At 50.8% G+C, this 16,833-nt stretch carries 12 protein-coding genes; 1 reads left to right on the plus strand and 11 read right to left on the minus strand.

Annotation, left to right across the window (positions count from 1 at the left end; all coding sequences use genetic code 11):
- Nucleotides 1-7: 7 nt before the first annotated feature.
- The 11 genes from FRIGORI9N_RS07645 to FRIGORI9N_RS07695 form a co-directional block, all read right to left on the minus strand.
- Nucleotides 8-1,069 (minus strand): flagellar biosynthesis protein FlhB, encoded by a 1,062-nt coding sequence (locus tag FRIGORI9N_RS07645; RefSeq protein WP_159569204.1) that lies wholly within the window; start codon nucleotides 1,067-1,069, stop codon nucleotides 8-10.
- A complete protein-coding gene (locus FRIGORI9N_RS07650; RefSeq protein ID WP_159569205.1) occupies nucleotides 1,066-1,866 on the minus strand; it encodes a flagellar biosynthetic protein FliR in 801 nt (266 codons plus the stop codon). Before FRIGORI9N_RS07650 ends, FRIGORI9N_RS07645 begins: the two co-directional genes overlap by 4 nt.
- Nucleotides 1,860-2,126, minus strand: coding sequence for a type III secretion system export apparatus subunit SctS (sctS, locus tag FRIGORI9N_RS07655; protein WP_008248350.1), 267 nt, complete (start codon nucleotides 2,124-2,126; stop codon nucleotides 1,860-1,862). The genes FRIGORI9N_RS07650 and sctS overlap by 7 nt, the downstream gene beginning before the upstream one ends.
- 3 nt (nucleotides 2,127-2,129) lie before the next feature.
- The gene (gene sctR / locus FRIGORI9N_RS07660; protein ID WP_008248351.1) at nucleotides 2,130-2,783 is read right to left on the minus strand and encodes a type III secretion system export apparatus subunit SctR; all 654 of its coding nucleotides are present in this window, start codon (nucleotides 2,781-2,783) and stop codon (nucleotides 2,130-2,132) included.
- A gap of 12 nt (nucleotides 2,784-2,795) precedes the next feature.
- On the minus strand, nucleotides 2,796-3,875 hold the full coding sequence (locus FRIGORI9N_RS07665) for a FliM/FliN family flagellar motor switch protein (RefSeq protein ID WP_159569206.1): 1,080 nt from the start codon (nucleotides 3,873-3,875) through the stop codon (nucleotides 2,796-2,798).
- Nucleotides 3,866-4,282: a hypothetical protein gene (locus FRIGORI9N_RS07670; protein ID WP_159569207.1), complete on the minus strand. Its 417-nt coding sequence runs from the start codon at nucleotides 4,280-4,282 to the stop codon at nucleotides 3,866-3,868. The genes FRIGORI9N_RS07665 and FRIGORI9N_RS07670 overlap by 10 nt, the downstream gene beginning before the upstream one ends.
- Nucleotides 4,279-5,664 carry a FliI/YscN family ATPase gene (locus FRIGORI9N_RS07675; protein ID WP_159569208.1) on the minus strand — a complete coding sequence of 462 codons (1,386 nt, stop codon included), beginning with the start codon at nucleotides 5,662-5,664 and terminating at the stop codon, nucleotides 4,279-4,281. The genes FRIGORI9N_RS07670 and FRIGORI9N_RS07675 overlap by 4 nt, the downstream gene beginning before the upstream one ends.
- A complete protein-coding gene (locus FRIGORI9N_RS07680; protein ID WP_159569209.1) occupies nucleotides 5,664-6,602 on the minus strand; it encodes a hypothetical protein in 939 nt (312 codons plus the stop codon). Before FRIGORI9N_RS07680 ends, FRIGORI9N_RS07675 begins: the two co-directional genes overlap by 1 nt.
- Nucleotides 6,599-8,716 (minus strand): flagellar biosynthesis protein FlhA, encoded by a 2,118-nt coding sequence (locus FRIGORI9N_RS07685; protein WP_159569210.1) that lies wholly within the window; start codon nucleotides 8,714-8,716, stop codon nucleotides 6,599-6,601. Before FRIGORI9N_RS07685 ends, FRIGORI9N_RS07680 begins: the two co-directional genes overlap by 4 nt.
- 157 nt (nucleotides 8,717-8,873) lie before the next feature.
- Nucleotides 8,874-12,668, minus strand: coding sequence for a methionine synthase (gene metH / locus FRIGORI9N_RS07690; RefSeq protein WP_159569211.1), 3,795 nt, complete (start codon nucleotides 12,666-12,668; stop codon nucleotides 8,874-8,876).
- Between the two features lie 304 nt (nucleotides 12,669-12,972).
- Nucleotides 12,973-13,479 (minus strand): YgjV family protein, encoded by a 507-nt coding sequence (locus tag FRIGORI9N_RS07695; protein WP_159569212.1) that lies wholly within the window; start codon nucleotides 13,477-13,479, stop codon nucleotides 12,973-12,975.
- Between the two features lie 215 nt (nucleotides 13,480-13,694).
- Here FRIGORI9N_RS07695 and FRIGORI9N_RS07700 point away from each other — a divergent pair, with 215 nt between their 5' ends.
- Entirely contained in the window at nucleotides 13,695-16,766 is a 3,072-nt protein-coding gene (locus FRIGORI9N_RS07700; protein ID WP_159569213.1) for an ATP-binding protein, read from the plus strand.
- Nucleotides 16,767-16,833 lie beyond the last annotated feature (67 nt).

The raw sequence follows: 16,833 nt of genomic DNA on the forward strand, positions 1-16,833 counted from the left end.
AAAAAAATCAACGACTGACTCCCTTATCCTGATCAGACGCCATTTCCATGACAGCCCGGAATACCTGGGCTGCAAGCTCCAGGTGTTCTTTCTGAATGTATTCATCTTCTTCGCAGTCCTGATATAGCATTCTGGCCAACTTCACATTCACGATAATTGGAATTCCGTTTTTCTTGGCAAACTCACGAATTCTTAATGCTTCGTCGTCTGTTCCCATGGCGAGAATGTAAGGCAAGTCGTGTTTGCCCGGTTCATAATCCAAAGCCACAGAAATATGCGTGGGATTGGCCACGACCGCCTTTGCGCCAGCAACCCGGGTAAGTGATGAATTGAGAATGCTACGGTGCTCTCTTTTCATTCGCTGCTTTAGTTGTGGATTTCCCATGGACTGCTTTCGTTCATCGGCAATATCTTGGTGGCTCATCCGTAGATTTTTGATGTGATGCATGTACTCCACAGACCAGTCGATCGCAGCGATGACCATAAAAATGATCAGCGACACAAAAATGATTGCCTTCAACACATGAACCAGCACGTCAAAAAACTGAGTCAACCCAGCGCGATAGCTGTAGATCATGTCTCCCATATTGTCTTTGAATACAAGATACCCAACCACAGACAAAATCAGTACTTTGACGATGGACAACAGCAACTGCACCAAAGATTTTTTCGAGAACATGTTCTTGATATTGGATACGGCATCGAACTTCTTGAATGAAGGCGTTAACGCTTCTGGCGAAACGAGAAATCCGATTTGAGCCCAGGTAATCAGGGTGGCGGCTATCGCACAAACAGCGATCAAGGGCACAGTGATTGCCACGAAAACATCAAAGAACATTGAAAAGATGCTTTCTGAGAAAGTCCACGGCTGCTTGAACCCGGCAGTCACGATCAAGTCAAGTAATTCAGAGAAACGTGCCGCATAGTCTTGCGAAAGCCAAAAGAAAAACATGTAAAACATCAGGAGTTTAAACAGTATCTGGGCGTCTTTGCTGACACTGACCTGCCCCTTCTTCCTGGCATCGTCTAACTTTTTCTGGGTGGGTTTTTCAGTTTTTTCGCCGCTCACTGAACATCTCCGAGAAGCAAATTCAAGCTTTCACTGTATTGCCAGAACATTGTCAGTATTTCCTGCTCTGCAAAGAACATGAGTGTGATGAGTGCGGCAATGCCAAACACGCTTCGGAGCCCGAACTCAAGGCTGTAAACTTGAAGTTGCTGGGTAAACGCCGATATGATTTCGACCACGAGTTCTACAGCCAAGATTGCGATTAATACCGGCCCACTCAACAAGACTGCAAAGGTGATGTGGTCGGCGGCCATGCGCAGCATGGTGGTCAGCCAACTGTCCAGACTAAGTAGGGTCAAGGTACCTGGTGGCATAATCAAATAACTGTTGAGTAAATGCACCGAGACTGCATGCAAACCCGGCCCGGCAAAAATCAGTGCTGCAAAAAGCAGACCAAACAATTGCTCGATGGGTAGCTCTTCTCCGCTATCACTACCTGTCGCCTGTGCGGCGAACGTTGCGCCTCTGTAAACATCGACTAAAGCGCCGAATGCTTTGAACGCGTAGTAGGGAAATGCAATGGTCAGCCCCAGTAGTGCACCCAAAACCACCTCACTGAGAAAGGTAATCAAGGTGAAAGTCGGTGGGTTCATTGACGAAAAATACAGGGTGGTTGACGCAAATGCCGGGTAGAGAACCAAAACAGAGCCGACCGACATCTTGATCAGACTGCTGGAAAGACCTTTCGAGAGCAAAGGGAAAAACACCATAAAACTGACAGTTCTGGGTAAATAATACGAGAGCACCGCAAGAAACTGCCGCAGTTGTTCGCCGGTGTCGGTCAGTGGCTCTACCATTTAGAACGATGCGGAACCGAGATTAAATCAAACATGGTTTGCGTAAACTGAACCAGCATTTGAGATTGCCAGGAGCCCAAGGCAAACAGGATAAGTACAACCCCCATTAACTTGATGCCAAAAGGCAAGGCTTGATCCTGCAACTGAAAAATAGCCTGCAGGAAACCAAGCAATAACCCCAAAACCATTGTGACAACCACCACAGGGGCGGCAACAAGCAATGAAATCCACAATGCCTGATTGACGTAATAAATCAGCATGATTTACACCAAGTAAGAATTGACCAGCCCCTGGAGTACCTTTGCCCATCCCTCGACTGCGACGAACAAAACAATTTTTGCGGGAACGGTGAGTGACATGGGTGACACCATCATCATGCCCAAGGCCATCAGGGCGCTTGACACGGCCAGATCAATGATCACGAAAGGCAGGTAAAGATACAATCCGATTCTGAAAGCCTCAGCAAGTTCGGAGGCAACAAAAGCCGGAAGCACAACAAACAGATCTGTTTTCTCGACTTCAGGTGCATCGTATTTTTTCTGGAATTTTTGTGCCGTTTCATGAAAGCTGTTGAGGTAACCCGGATTGACATTGGCCAACATGAACTTTTTAAAGGGCGGCACACTGGCATTGATCGACTCGAGCACTTCGGTTCCGCTGACCGGCATTTTGCCGTCTGGTGCGAAACGTTGGCCAGCCTCAGTCAATATAGAGCCCATCACCAACAGGGTCATCACCATGGAAATTCCGTACAGCACCATGTTTGACGGCACTTGCTGCACACCAATTGCATTGCGCAATATGAGCAACACCGCCGATATTTTCAGGAATGAAGTGGCCGTTACCGCCACCAATGGCAATACGGATAGCGAGGCTATCGTGACAATCAGACCAATTGGATTGATGCTTTGATCCATGTTGAGATTCTCTTAGTCGAGTCTTTTTGTGACTTGAACCATCAATTGGTCCTGAAAGTGCACCAGCTCGCCCTCAAGTATTGGCGAACCCATTACACACAAGGTCACCATTGGCAAGGCATGCTCTCTTAATTCAATCAAGGTGCCTTCTTGGACGCTGCACAACTCATTAAAAAGAATCTTGGTTTTACCCGCGTGAATCTCTAGTTCGATTTGCTCGTGTGGTGGAAGATTCTCTTCATCAAGACTGGATGTGTCAGAAAGATCGTCGCTACCAAAGTGGAGTCGTGTGTCGTCTTCGTTCATTTCGATGAATACCTCATAGTTTCTTTTTGAAAATTTATCGCCTTTAAATCGCAGTGAACCGCGTATTGATCGAGACGATGCATTGACCCTAAAATTTTGCAGTGCAACCAAATCACCCTGTTCAAGTTCTGCGAGTTCGGTACTCAACCACTTTCTTTTTGTTGGATACAAATAAACACTCAACTCGAAAAATACTTTCTTCCCCATGGACTCGTAGTCATTCCAGTAGCGCAGGCAATAGTTCCGTGCCTTTGCTTCAAGCAGCTTCAGTGTTTGCTTGTCTGACAAAAGAATGAGTTTGTTTTGGCGCTTGTAATCCACGGCCAGGTAGTCGCTGGGGTTTGAGGTGGGCATTTGATGTGCAGGCAAAAAGTCCTCGACATGAAGCCCGAGAATTGACTCGAGTTCGTTCAGGACAGCACTGACGATATCAATTAGCGGAACGATGCCCTCACCACCCCAATCCACGGTTTGGGGTGTAATCAAACTGCCGGTTTGCTCAAAAATATAAGCTGAATCCAGACCAATCTGAATCTCGTTTCCCTCAGGGAAATTGGCACTGACCCAAATCAGGTCGCTGATCGTACTTTTGTGGGGTAATCCAGTTGTGCGCCGAATCACCAGATCAGAATGCCTGTCGGTATCAAAGTAATAAATGCGCTGAGACATTGATCTTGATCGGGCAAAAATTGTGGAACTGGTCGCGTCGTAACGCACTGTTCGAAGTCGATCCAGTGCCCAAACCTGCGCCACTTCTTGCTCATTGATGTGTTCAGCTATTTCCATAATTTCTGTAGAAGTACTTCTTCTATTCCCAATAATTTTTTCTCGGCCTGATTCACTTTCAAGCAACTTTCCTGGTACGCAAGCTGTGCTGACTCGTACTGTTGATGAGATTGATCGATGGACTGCTGGATGTTTTTTATTTTTTTGATGCCCTGTTGCTGAAGCTTTGTGAAGCTGAGCAGCTGATCCACTTTGACAAAGTTGCCATTGGTCAAACGTTGCAGGGTTTCTACTTCTATTTGAATGAGCCTTTGCTCCATTTGCTCAAAATGCGCCTGGGTACTTTCAATGGTTCGCGCGGCCTGATCTTGCTCAAGCGCTTTGAGTTTCTGTTTACGGCGCGATGAATCCACCCGTAGCTTCCGGATCGCCATGATTTGCTGGAGGTCTTTGGTGAAGGTGTTCACGCTTTCGCCTCTTGAACCAGTCGCTCAAATCCGACAATCAGCGTACCGAGACGCGACAATGCCACGGTAGGTGACTCGGGTTCAGACCGGGACTGTTTGCACCATTCATCGAGGCTGGCCTTGATGTTCACGACTTCATCAACCAATGGATCGGTACCTGGCTGGTATTCATTAAGCCGAATCAACAGCTCAACTTCCTGATAAAGCGAATAGGCGCGCCTGACCAGTGACGCCAGTTCCTGGGTTTTGGCGCTGCTGACTGAACCCATGACACGAGACAGACTTTTTAAGGGATCAATTGCGGGGAAATGACTTCGTTCGACCAGTTTGGTGCTGAGTACAATGTGCCCATCGAGAAGGCTTTTGGCCTCGCTGGCAATTGGATCATCTTCAATCCGCTCGCCTTCCATGAGTACTGTGAAAACGGCCGTAATATCCCCTTGTTCCGTTCGACCTGAACGTTCGATCAATTCAGGCAAAATTGAATACACAGAAGGCGTGAATCCCGCCTGTGTGGCAGGCTCCCCGGCCATCAACCCCAGTTCACGCTGCGCGCGGGCAAGACGCGTTAACGAATCCACAACCAACAAAACAGACTTTCCCTGGTCCCTTAGATATTCGGCAATGGATGTGGCGGTAAACGCAGCACGAACACGCTCGATTGCCGATCGGTCAGAAGTAGCGCACACAAAAAAACTTTTTTTGCGAATTTCATCCGTGATTTCTTTTTCGATGAACTCCCTCAACTCACGACCGCGTTCGCCCACAAGACCAAACACCACAGCATCCACATTCGCACCGCGAACAATTTGGGCCATCAAGGTGCTTTTGCCACAACCAGGGGGTGCAAAAATACCCACCCTTTGGCCAATACCAAGGGTAAGCAGTCCATCAATGACCCGCACTTTCGTGACGAGCGGCTCGCTAACGGGTGGTCTTTTACTGGCTGGAGGTGCCACCTGAATGACGGGTCGTGCATCGGAATCGACCGACAAGACGCCGGATCGACGGTCATACGGGTGATCCAGATTGCGGCCCATGCCATCGAGGAGCGATGAAAGCAAGTGATCTGACGCCTTAATGCTGTGCGCTCGGCCCAAGGGCAACACTCGGGAACCCAAAGCGACTCCGGCGACAGATTCAAGACACGAGATGGTGACAATATTTTCAGAGAACGCGATAACCTCGCTAAGGATTTTATGCCCGCCAGACGTTTCAATTTCACACAACTCACCTTGCACCACATCGGGCAAAATCGCCTTGACTGTAGAAACAATAATTTCACTGACATACCCAACACGTTTCACGGGGTTGATCTGCCCAATCCGGGCTTGAAGCTGATTGACGATTGCAGGTGCCAGCAGGGCCGTGGCGCTGCGCATCAGAGGACAACCTCATAAACGGCTTCGCCCTGAAAAACTACTTTTCGGGAATCGACGCTGAGCAAATTAACACCTTGATACTGCCCGCCGACGTACAGCCTTGCCCCGTCTCGCAGGATAACAACAGGGCGACTACCAAGAACAACCTGCTCAATGGCAATTTCATCGATACGGCGCTGCTCTTCAGTCAACGCCAGGCGGGCACGGATATCCACTTTCTCACCGTAATCGATGACCAGACGATCCAGGAGTTTTTCAAACTTGATGGACTGTGCCCTCGACAACTCCGCGTCGATATCCACACGGTCATCATCCACATTTACCGAGAGTTGGTTTGTGGAGGCTCTGATTGCAAAATCATTGATCTCGTTTGCCACGTTCTCTGCCATGCGACTCTCAAGGGTAGAAAGCGGTTTCAATTTGTAGGTGTTGTTCAAGTTTGGTTTCTTGATGACGCTTGCCTCTGACTTGACAACACCCGCCGTGCCGAAGAACAAAACGACTGTGGTCAACAACAAGCCGATAATGAATAGTAAGGCGACGATTGCCCTGGCTCCTATGCCCCGTAAGAGTTGCACCAATTGATGGAGTGTTCTGGCGAACCCGTCATTCAATGACGACATCAGCCCACTGGTGCCGTTGACGATCTGCAACTCGATTTGTATGTGCTTGAAATCAAGCGTGAGCAGTTGCGAGGGGAAAAGCGTGTTGTCTACCTTTTTTTGATCAGGTGCGGTTAACCTGGCCTCTGAATGCAGGGTCTCGATGTTGAACCGACGCCCGCTTTTTCTGAGTGTGATCAAGGTATCCGGAATTTCAGGATCGCACAGGAATACATCTGACTGAGAGTTTGCACCCAGGCTGACCAGCGAGTTGTCCAGTCGCCAGACCGCACCGGCATGCAATCCTGACTTGGCCTTAACCTGAATGTGGATCATGATGTGACTCCGTCAGCAAATGGATTGTTTCTCGCTTGAAGATTTAGATTGATGTTGCCTAACACTTGAATTTCCATGTTTGAAGAAATTTCTTGATGAGAAAGAACCGGAATGATGAACAATGAGTCTTGAATGATTTGGCGGAAAAACACCCGGCAATCCATTGAACACACAATGGCGGGCACATAGTTTCCAACCAGATGCGGCCTGCACTGCTCCTCGACAATTTCGATTAGTTCATTGAGGGAGCTGGAATCAATGTCAACAAATGATCCATTGCCGTCACTTCGACTCGACTCTCGTATCAACTGTTCAAATTCCACGCCCAACATAAAGACTTTGAGTTTTCGCTCGTGGGTATGTTGATGGCATATTTGCTCGAACAAGCCACGGCGTACCTGCTCGGCGATAACCATGGGGTCTCGCTCGCGTTGCCCCCATTCAATTAATGAATTCAAAATTGAACGCATGTTTTTGATTGAAACTGATTCGCCAAGCAAGCGTTGCAACACCTCCACCACTTTGGTAACGGGTAACACGCGCTCAAGTTCCTTGAGTTGTTCTGTGTACTTGTCACCCAAAGTGGTCATATGTCTTTGATATTCATTCAAGGTGAATAGCTGGTCGACCTTCTGGACCAACAACGCTTCAATTTGCGATACCAATCTTGTTTCGAATGTCAGGTATTCCAGCTTGTGCTGATCGAGAAGTGTTTTCTGAAGGGGGTCGCACAGCATGTCGTATTTACCGGTAACAACATCTTTCTCAATCACGAATTCAATACCGGGCACGGCCTGTACCAATGACTGATCGCTGCGAATGCTGAGCCGCTTTTCGGAGATATGAATGGACATGGCCGGTACGCCGTACACATAGAACTCGACAAAACTCTCGGTGTGATTGGTGAACTCGAACAACGGAAACAGAATGCCCAAATGTTCTACTCGCCGGTTTCTCGCAATTCTGCAAATATTCTGAATTTGATTGGCAGCAGTGGGCTCGATGTCTACAGGCAACCGCACCTCAAGGGGTGCGAAAGTATTGGTGTGCAAGATGTCGTCCATCTTGACGCTTTTACCGCTGGCAGACAGCATGTCGCTGAACTGCGTGGACACATCGACGTCTGCGGCTTTGTCAGTTTTTCTCGAGATGAAGTACCAACCACACAGCAGCGTTGCCGAAGTGGCGAGGAATACATAACTGGGCATGCCAGGAACGAATGCGAACAGAAAACAGAAAATGCCGCTGATTTGAAGTGCGTTTGAATTTCGGCTGAGGTCTTTCAACATGTCTTGCGCAGTGTTGGATCCGTCAGCCTCGCCTTTGGTAACACGCGTCACAATCAAACCGGCCGCGATGGAAACCATCAACGATGGAATGATAGCGACCAGTCCGTCGCCTACTGACAAAATGGTGTACACCGACCCCGCTTCAGAAAAGGTCATTCCCTTCTGAATCATGCCGACCGTTAAACCACCCAGCAGGTTAACCACCGTGATAACGAGCCCGGCAATTGCATCATTTTTTACAAACTTGATCGCACCGTCCATTGCACCAAATAACTGCGACTCTTTTTCAAGGTCGGAACGGCGTTGTTTCGCAACTGTTTGAGTAATTAACCCGGCACGCAGATCGCTGTCGATGGACATTTGCTTTCCGGGCATGCCGTCGAGTGAGAAACGCGCAGCCACTTCAGCAACACGCTCGGAACCCTTGGTAATCACCAGAAAATTAACAACAGAAATAATGAGGAAAATCGTTAAACCAACGGCCACATTGCCGCCCACGACGAACTCGCCGAAGGTTTGGACAATATGTCCGGCATCACCCTCTAGTAGAATTTGTCGTGTAGTGGAAATGGTGAGAGACAACCGAAACAAGGTTGTCATCAAAAGAAGCGCAGGAAATGAAGAAAATGCCAGCGGGGTTTCAATGAGTACGGCACTGATTACAAGCACGACCGACACAGAAATATTGATGGCCAGGAGTACATCGAGAATGCCCGGGCCCATGGGTATCACCATCATGACGATCATGAGGATGATGAGAGATGCACCAACCACCTCGGACCGTGCAGAAGCCAGCCTTGCAAACCTGTTTAACACTTCGATCATCGCGAGTCCTCAGCCAACAAACCTTGAATTCGGTTTTCTAGTGCTTACTAGGTGGCGTTCAAACTCAACAAAGTTCGTCTTTTCTGGACAAAAATTGCGATGAATCGATTTCGACTACACAGCGCCGGGTGGGGCGACGCTGTGGATGCTCGACATGTCAGGTCAGGTTGGTGCTCAATGCCCTTTTCAAATCTTCTTCACTTCGACCCGAGTACTCCAGCAGGGCTTTGAATTGATCTTGCCCAACCGTACCCACATTGAAGTAATCACTTTCGGGATTGGCGAAGTAGAAGCCTGAAACACTTGCAGCCGGGTTCATGGCCAGGCTTTCCGTCAATGTCATGCCGATTTCTTCACACTGCATTACTTCAAACATATTGCGCTTGATGGTGTGCTCGGGGCAGGCGGGGTAACCCGGTGCGGGGCGAATGCCTTGGTACTTCTCGGCAATCAGTTCTTCATTGCTCAAGGCTTCATCGGCGACATACCCCCAAAGGTCTTTGCGCACACGGTGGTGCAGGCATTCGGCAAAGGCTTCGGCCAAGCGGTCGGCAATGGCTTTGAACATGATGGAGGAGTAGTCGTCATGCTCGGCCTGGAATTGCGCTTCCTTTTTTTCCACACCCAAACCGGCTGTTACCGCGAACATGCCGATGTAGTCTTCGCCTGCGCCTTTCGGTGCAATGAAGTCGGCCAGTGATTTGTTGGGTATGCCTTCGCGCTTTTCCCCTTGTTGACGCAAAGGGCTGTAGGTAAACAGCACTTGGCTGCGGCTTTCATCGGCATACACTTCAATGTGATCATCATCCACGGTGTTGGCGGGGTAGAAGGCGATTGCCGCATTGGCTTGCAACCAGCGGCCTTCGATGCATTTTTTCAGCATGGCCTGGCCGTCTTCAAACACTTTACGGGCAGCTTCACCAACCACGTCGTCTTGCAATACGCGGGGGTAACCGCCGTGCAAATCCCAGGTTTGGAAGAAAGGGGTCCAGTCGATGTACTGCGCAATGTCGGCCAGGTCGTAGTTCTTGAAGTAACGCTTACCAATAAACTTGGGCTTGGGTGGTGTGTAGGCAGCCCAGTCAATTTTCTGCTTGTTGGCGCGTGCAGCTTCAATGCTGATGAGCGGTTGTGCCTTTTTGTTGGCGTGCTGTTCACGAACGCGTTCGTATTCGGTTTTTAAATCAGACTTGAATGTGTCGGCCGACTCATCGGACAACAAATTGGAGGCCACGCCCACAGAACGGCTCGCATCCGACACATACACTGTGGGGCCTTCATAATGCGGGGCAATTTTCACGGCGGTGTGCACGCGGCTGGTGGTGGCGCCACCGATCAACAAGGGAATACCACGGTCGCGGAAGTAGGGGTCGCGTTGCATTTCACTTGCCACGTAAGCCATTTCTTCAAGCGAGGGGGTAATTAGCCCCGACAAGCCGATGATGTCGGCATTGATTTCTTTGGCCTTGGCGAGAATTTGCTCAGCGGGCACCATCACGCCCATGTTTTCAACTTCAAAGTTGTTGCATTGAAGAACAACCGTGACAATGTTTTTGCCAATGTCGTGCACATCACCTTTCACGGTGGCAATCAGGATTTTGCCTTTGGCTTTGGCATCGCCACCGGCGGCCACCAATTGCTTTTTCTCTTCTTCAATGTAGGGAATCAGGTGAGCCACCGCCTGCTTCATGACGCGGGCACTTTTTACCACTTGTGGCAGGAACATTTTGCCGGCACCGAACAGGTCGCCGACCACGTTCATGCCGTCCATGAGGGGGCCTTCAATCACATTGATTGGACGCCCGCCATTGGCTGCAATTTCAGCCCGGCATTCTTCAGTGTCTTCAACAATGAAGTTGGTGATGCCGTGCACCAAGGCGTGGGCCAGGCGTTTCTGCACTGGCTGGTTGCGCCACTCCAGGTTTTCTTCCAGCTTTTTGCCACCGGCTTTCAAGGTGCCTGCGAATTCGATCATTCGCTCGGTGGCGGTTTTACCGAAATCGGGGTCGTTCTCAGCCAGCTTGGGTTGACGATTCAGCACAATGTCTTCCACGCGGGCTTTGAGTTCGGGCTCCAGGTCGTCGTACACGCCCATCATGCCGGCATTCACAATGCCCATGGTCATGCCATTCTTGATGGCGTGGTACAGGAACACGGTGTGAATGGCTTCGCGTGCGGGTTCGTTGCCGCGGAAACTGAAGGACACGTTGGACACACCACCGGAAATTTTGGCGTGCGGCAGATTTTTCTTGATCCAGCCGGTGGCCTCGATGAAGTCGTTGCCGTAGTTGTCGTGTTCCTCGATGCCGGTGGCAATCGCGAAAATATTCGGGTCGAAAATAATGTCTTCAGCAGGGAAGCCGACTTCGTTCACGAGGATGTTGTAGGCACGTTCACAAATTTCAGTTTTGCGGGCGTAGGTGTCGGCCTGACCTTTTTCGTCAAAGGCCATGACGATAACGGCTGCGCCGTAGCGCTTGCACAATTTGGCCTGGCGTTTGAATTCGTCGACGCCTTCCTTCATGGAAATGGAGTTGACCACCGCCTTGCCTTGCACGCATTTCAGGCCAGCCTCAATCACTTCCCATTTGGAAGAATCGATCATCACCGGCACGCGTGAAATATCAGGTTCAGAAGCCATCAGGTTAAGGAACTTCACCATGGCGGCTTTGGAGTCGAGCATGGCTTCGTCCATGTTCACATCCACAATCTGCGCGCCGTTTTCAACTTGCTGACGGGCCACGCTGAGCGCTTCGTCGTACTGCTCATTCAGGATCATGCGGGCAAAGGCTTTTGAACCGGTGACGTTGGTACGCTCGCCCACGTTGATGAACAGGCTGCTGTCATCAATGTTCAACGGTTCAAGACCTGACAAACGGCATTTGGGCTCAACTGTTGGAACGACACGTGGCTTGTGGTTTTCCAATGCCTTGGCAATGGCAGCAATGTGATCTGGCGTGGTGCCGCAGCAACCACCCGCCACATTCAGGAAACCTGCTTGCGCGAATTCTTTCACCAGACTGGAGGTAATTTCCGGTGTTTCATCAAAGCCGGTGTCGCTCATTGGATTGGGCAGACCCGCGTTGGGATACACGCAGATGGGCACGTCGCAAATTTTCGACAGTTCAGCCACATAAGGGCGCATCAGCGACGCACCCAAAGCACAATTCAAACCAATGGTAATGGGCTTTGCATGGCGAACAGAATTCCAGAAGGCTTCAACAGTTTGGCCAGACAGCACGCGGCCCGACGCATCGGTGACGGTGCCGGAAATCATGATGGGCAACTTGTTGCCAGAGTCTTCAAAGTATTGATCAATCGCAAACAGCGCGGCCTTGGCATTCAGCGTGTCGAAAATGGTTTCAACCAGCAGCAGGTCGACGCCACCTTCCACCAGGCCCTTGGTTTGCTGGTAGTAAGTTTCAACAAGTTGGTCGAAGGTGATGTTGCGTGCGCCGGGGTCGTTCACATCAGGGCTGATGGACGCGGTTTTGGGCGTGGGGCCCAAGGCGCCTGCTGCAAAGCGGGGTTTCTCGGGCGTGGAGTACTTCATGCAAGCTTGCTTGCACAGGCGGGCGGCTTCGCGGTTCATCTCGTCAACGAGATGTTCCATCTCGTAGTCGGCCTGGGCCACGGTGGTGGCGCCAAAGGTGTTGGTTTCAAGAATGTCGGCGCCGGCGGCCAGGTACTGCTCATGAATCTCGGTCATGATGGCAGGCTGGGTGAGCACCAGAAGCTCGTTGTTGCCCTTGATGTCGCGGTGAAAATCAGCGAAACGCTCGCCCCGGTACTGGGCTTCCGTGAGCTTGTACTGCTGGATCATGGTGCCGGTTGCACCGTCCAGAATCAGGATGCGTTTTTGGAGTAATTCACGGAGTTGGGCTTCGACTGCGGCGCCGTTGACAACAAGGCTGTTGTGCTCGGCAGGCGAAGAAGCGGGGCGCGTGTTCATCGCGGGGCCTCTATAGATGCAAGGGTTTGAAAACAGGCTGCATTTTAGCAGGGAAATGCTGAAAAGCGTGGCCAATCAGATTAGAGGCTGGATCAGTATGCTGTGTATTCTGGCCGGCTTTGCAAGGCTTCCCGGCGGATTCGCAGCGCGGGGCGGTTCCGACAGGAACCGATGCGAAGACGCCAAAGCGTTTCGCATGCCCCAAGCCAGAATCATTAAGCCGGAATCAGAAGCATTGCTTAGGCCAGAACACGCGGCACACTGAGCTTGCCTAAAACCCTGATTCCAAAAGCTTTCCTCCATCTCAGGGCACCACGGTGGCCCCGCGCAAACGGTACAGACCATACAGGTTCGCCACCGTAATCACGATCATGGTCAGGCACAACTCCCAGGAATCAAACAGATAGCCATGCACTGCCCACAACGCATTGGTGGCCAATGTGGCTTTGCGCATGCCCACATTGCCCATCATGAACAAGGCCCATGTGCCCAGCAGCGTCGCAAAAAGTGGCAAAGAACTGGCCAGCCAGCCTTGCCAGGTGAATGCGGCAATGCCCACCGCCACACTGGAAAAGCCAACAACCAATGCCATGCGCAAGCGACGACTCATGACATTTGAATAGATGGTGACCGCTTGGCGCACCCCGGTCAGCAACATGATCAAAAAACCAGTGTGAACACCCAACAGATAATATTGAAATCCCCAGGCCATTGAAGAAATTGCGAACAACAGCTTGGTGCCACGTTCAGAGATCACGCAAAAACCCGCAATACTCAGACCAAAGGCCAAAATACCAACTGCTCTGGTCAACAGATCCCAAGAGTCCAATTCGAAAGATTCCGCTCAGTGTTCAAGTTAGAGCGACATACTACCTTTGAATTGTTAACAGGCTCGTACAAAGCAGAAATCAAATTGAATTGATTCAATCCCTTGATCTACAACATAAATTGATCCTGTTTAACGATTGAGCCTTGTCGTGTGGTGAGTTACAGTGACCCATCCACAATTTACATACATTCAGCTTCATGCTTAATTTCAATATTCGGGCAAGCTTCACCAGCCGCCTGATCGCAGGTAGTTTGATCGCCCTGTTCCTGCTGTCAATTCCTGTGGCCTTTACGGCCCACTGGATTTTGCGCAACAACACCATCAATCAGGCTGGCGTGAATGCCACGGCGCAAACCGAGCAAGTCGCTCAGTCTGTTGACCGCCATCTGAAGGCACACTTGCGCGACCTGGTCTACACCAGCCGGATCGAGCAGTCTTTCGGAAACTACTCGCCGGAGGAACAAACCAAGCTGCTGCAAATTATGCGTGACCACACGCCGGGATACTTGTGGATTGGTGTGGCTGCGCCAGATGGCACGGTATTGGCAGCGCTTGACAACCTGCTGGTTGGCAAAAGCGTGGCCGCACGCCCGTGGTTCAAGCGCGGTTTGACCGAACCCGCGATCATGGATGTGCATGAGGCTGCATTGTTGGCGGCCCTGTTGCCTGCCCGGGCCGAAGAGAAATACCAGTTTATTGATTTCACAACGCCACTGAGAAACCGGCAAGACGAAATTATTGGTGTGATCGGGATTCATCTGGACTGGAAATATTTCATTTCCGAAATTGAGCAAGACGTATTCAACACCATTAACCCGTCTGCGCCCACTGTCATTCTGGCCAAAGACGGGACCTTAAGAATGGGCAACCGGCTGGATTTGGCTGACTTTCAAGACAGCACAGCCTGGACTGCCATGGCAGGTTTTCAAAAGGCCGTGGCCGGAGAAAGCAACTGGTCGATTGAAAGGCTGAGTGACGGGGAAAACTACCTGGTGGCCTTTGCGCCCAACAAAAGCGCGGAAACCAGCGATTTGGGCTGGATTTCAGCCACGGTCACGTCTTTGGACACGGTTTCCTCGCCCATCTCGAAAGCGCTGATCGGTGCAATTCTGGCCCTGATTATCGGGACAGTCGCCACGCTCTTGCTGGTGTTGGCTTTGGGCCGCAGCTTGTCTGCCAAAGCAAGCGCCTATCTGGATCTTGTGCGCAAAAATGATCCGAAGGCACTCGAGGCTTCCATGAATGAGTTGCCCACCGAGTTGCAACCCATTTCCAGAGACATTCTGGACCTGACCCGTGGGCTGACTGCAAAAAGCCTGTCGCTTGAAAATGCGCTGAAATCAGCCACAGAAAGTTATTGGGTTGTCGAGGCCCTGATTGTGCAAGCGCCCGTTCCAATTGCGATGTTCGACACGGAGATGAACTATGTAGCGGCATCGGCGCGCTGGGTACAAACTTTTGCAACCGGGCACAATGGAAGCTTGGTGGGTAAAAATCACTACGATGTGGTACCCAACCTGCATGAACGCTGGCGTCAGGCGCACAGGGCTGGCCTGGCGGGTGAAAGCCTGTCGGCCACATCAGACCCCTGGACCAGCCCCGATGGCCAGACCATTTGGCTGGATTGGGCCATTGAGCCCTGGCTTCGACCCGACGGGCACCGCGGCGGCATCATTTTGATGTGCAAAGACGTAACCGAGGAACGCCTGATGCGCGACAGCCTCGCAGAAAGTGAAGAACGCTTCAAGCTGGCCATGGAGGGCTCTCACGATGGCCTGTGGGATTGGCAAGTGGGCACCGACAAAGTGTATTTTTCACCCAGCTGGAAGCGCTTGCTGGGTTACGAAGACCATGAACTAAGCAACGACTTTGACACTTGGGAGCGCCTGACCGCACCGGATGACCTGGAGGTTGCCAAGAAGACACTGGCAGATGCCTTGGACGACCCGGAAAAAGGCTCCTACGAAGCAGAGTTTTGCATGGCCCACAAAAATGGTCACTGGGTGCACATATTGGCCAGGGCCTTGGTTGTGCGGGATCAAGATGGCAGACCCACCCGTGTAGTGGGTACCCACCTGGACCTCACATTGCAGCTGGAACTGGAGGGGCGGCTGCGTGAAACGGCCATTGCGGCCAAGGCTGAAAAAGACGCCAACGCAGAGAAGAGCCGCTTTTTGGCCACCATGAGTCATGAGATTCGCACCCCACTGAATGGCATCATGGGTTTTGCTCGTTTGCTTGAAATGGACTTGCCACCAGGCGACTTGAAAGAGCAGGCGGGTTATCTCGTTCAGTCGTCGGAAACCTTGTCTGCCATCTTGAATGACATTCTGGACTTCTCGAAACTGGAGTCAGGCATGGTGAAACTGATTGAATCACCATTCTTGATGGACCAGTTGCTCAAGGGCAGCACTGAACTTCCTCGCCTGACTTGCGAATCCAAAGGTGTCAAATTCGAGCTTGAGAACAAGCTTGGAGATCATCAAATTTATTCAGGCGACATGGGTCGCTTGCGGCAAATACTCCAAAATTTGCTATCTAACGCCATCAAGTTTACTTCTCATGGCAAAGTTGGCCTAAAAGTGATCAATACGCCGCTTAACGCCACGGAAGACTTGCTAACTTTCGTAGTCAGCGACACCGGACTCGGCATTCCAAAAGAGAAGCAATCGGAGTTGTTTAAACCGTTTTCACAGGTACACACCGACCGCGAGAACCGGTTTGGCGGCACAGGACTGGGCTTATCGATTGTGAAAAGCCTGGTCAATGCCATGGGCGGAGAAATACAACTTGAATCGGAGCCGGGCCATGGCACTCAGGTCATGTTTTCAGTAACCCTGAAACGGGAATACCAGCTCAACGAACAAAGCCAGGAGCGCATCCTGCCAAGCCGACCTTTGCGGGTTCTGGTTGCAGACGACACGCCACTGAATATCAAACTGATTCAGACCTTTTTGCAAAAGGATGCTCACTCTGTGGATGTGGCCCGAGACGGCAAAGAAGCCCTGAATAAGGCCATGACCGAACCCTATGACTTTATCCTGCTTGATATCGACATGCCGAAACTGTCGGGTTATGAAGTGATTGAGAAAATACGGGAAAACGCTGGCCCCAATCAACACTGTGAGGCGGCCGCATTAACCGGGTATGCATTTGACAGCGACATTGAACGGGCGGTTGCTGCTGGATTTAACTATCACTTTGCAAAACCCATTCAGTTCAATTTGTTGTTAAATCGCTTGGCAATAAGCAGTCAGAATACGAAATGATCACCCACCATGCGAAATGTGGTGCAAAATAGCGGGCTGTTGAAATTGACTAAAAAACGGGGTGTTT

Source organism: Limnobacter sp. 130, from assembly GCF_902506325.1.
Lineage (GTDB): Bacteria > Pseudomonadota > Gammaproteobacteria > Burkholderiales > Burkholderiaceae_B > Limnobacter.

What these genes read in the sequence shown, in the direction of transcription:
- FRIGORI9N_RS07650 (WP_159569205.1), bottom strand. Translation starts at nt 1,866, where the DNA reads ATGGTAGAGCCACTGACCGACACCGGCGAACAACTGCGGCAGTTTCTT.
- sctS (WP_008248350.1), bottom strand. Translation starts at nt 2,126, where the DNA reads ATGCTGATTTATTACGTCAATCAGGCATTGTGGATTTCATTGCTTGTT.
- sctR (WP_008248351.1), bottom strand. Translation starts at nt 2,783, where the DNA reads ATGGATCAAAGCATCAATCCAATTGGTCTGATTGTCACGATAGCCTCG.
- FRIGORI9N_RS07665 (WP_159569206.1), bottom strand. Translation starts at nt 3,875, where the DNA reads ATGGAAATAGCTGAACACATCAATGAGCAAGAAGTGGCGCAGGTTTGG.
- FRIGORI9N_RS07675 (WP_159569208.1), bottom strand. Translation starts at nt 5,664, where the DNA reads ATGCGCAGCGCCACGGCCCTGCTGGCACCTGCAATCGTCAATCAGCTT.
- FRIGORI9N_RS07680 (WP_159569209.1), bottom strand. Translation starts at nt 6,602, where the DNA reads ATGATCCACATTCAGGTTAAGGCCAAGTCAGGATTGCATGCCGGTGCG.
- FRIGORI9N_RS07685 (WP_159569210.1), bottom strand. Translation starts at nt 8,716, where the DNA reads ATGATCGAAGTGTTAAACAGGTTTGCAAGGCTGGCTTCTGCACGGTCC.
- metH (WP_159569211.1), bottom strand. Translation starts at nt 12,668, where the DNA reads ATGAACACGCGCCCCGCTTCTTCGCCTGCCGAGCACAACAGCCTTGTT.
- FRIGORI9N_RS07700 (WP_159569213.1), top strand. Translation starts at nt 13,695, where the DNA reads ATGCTTAATTTCAATATTCGGGCAAGCTTCACCAGCCGCCTGATCGCA.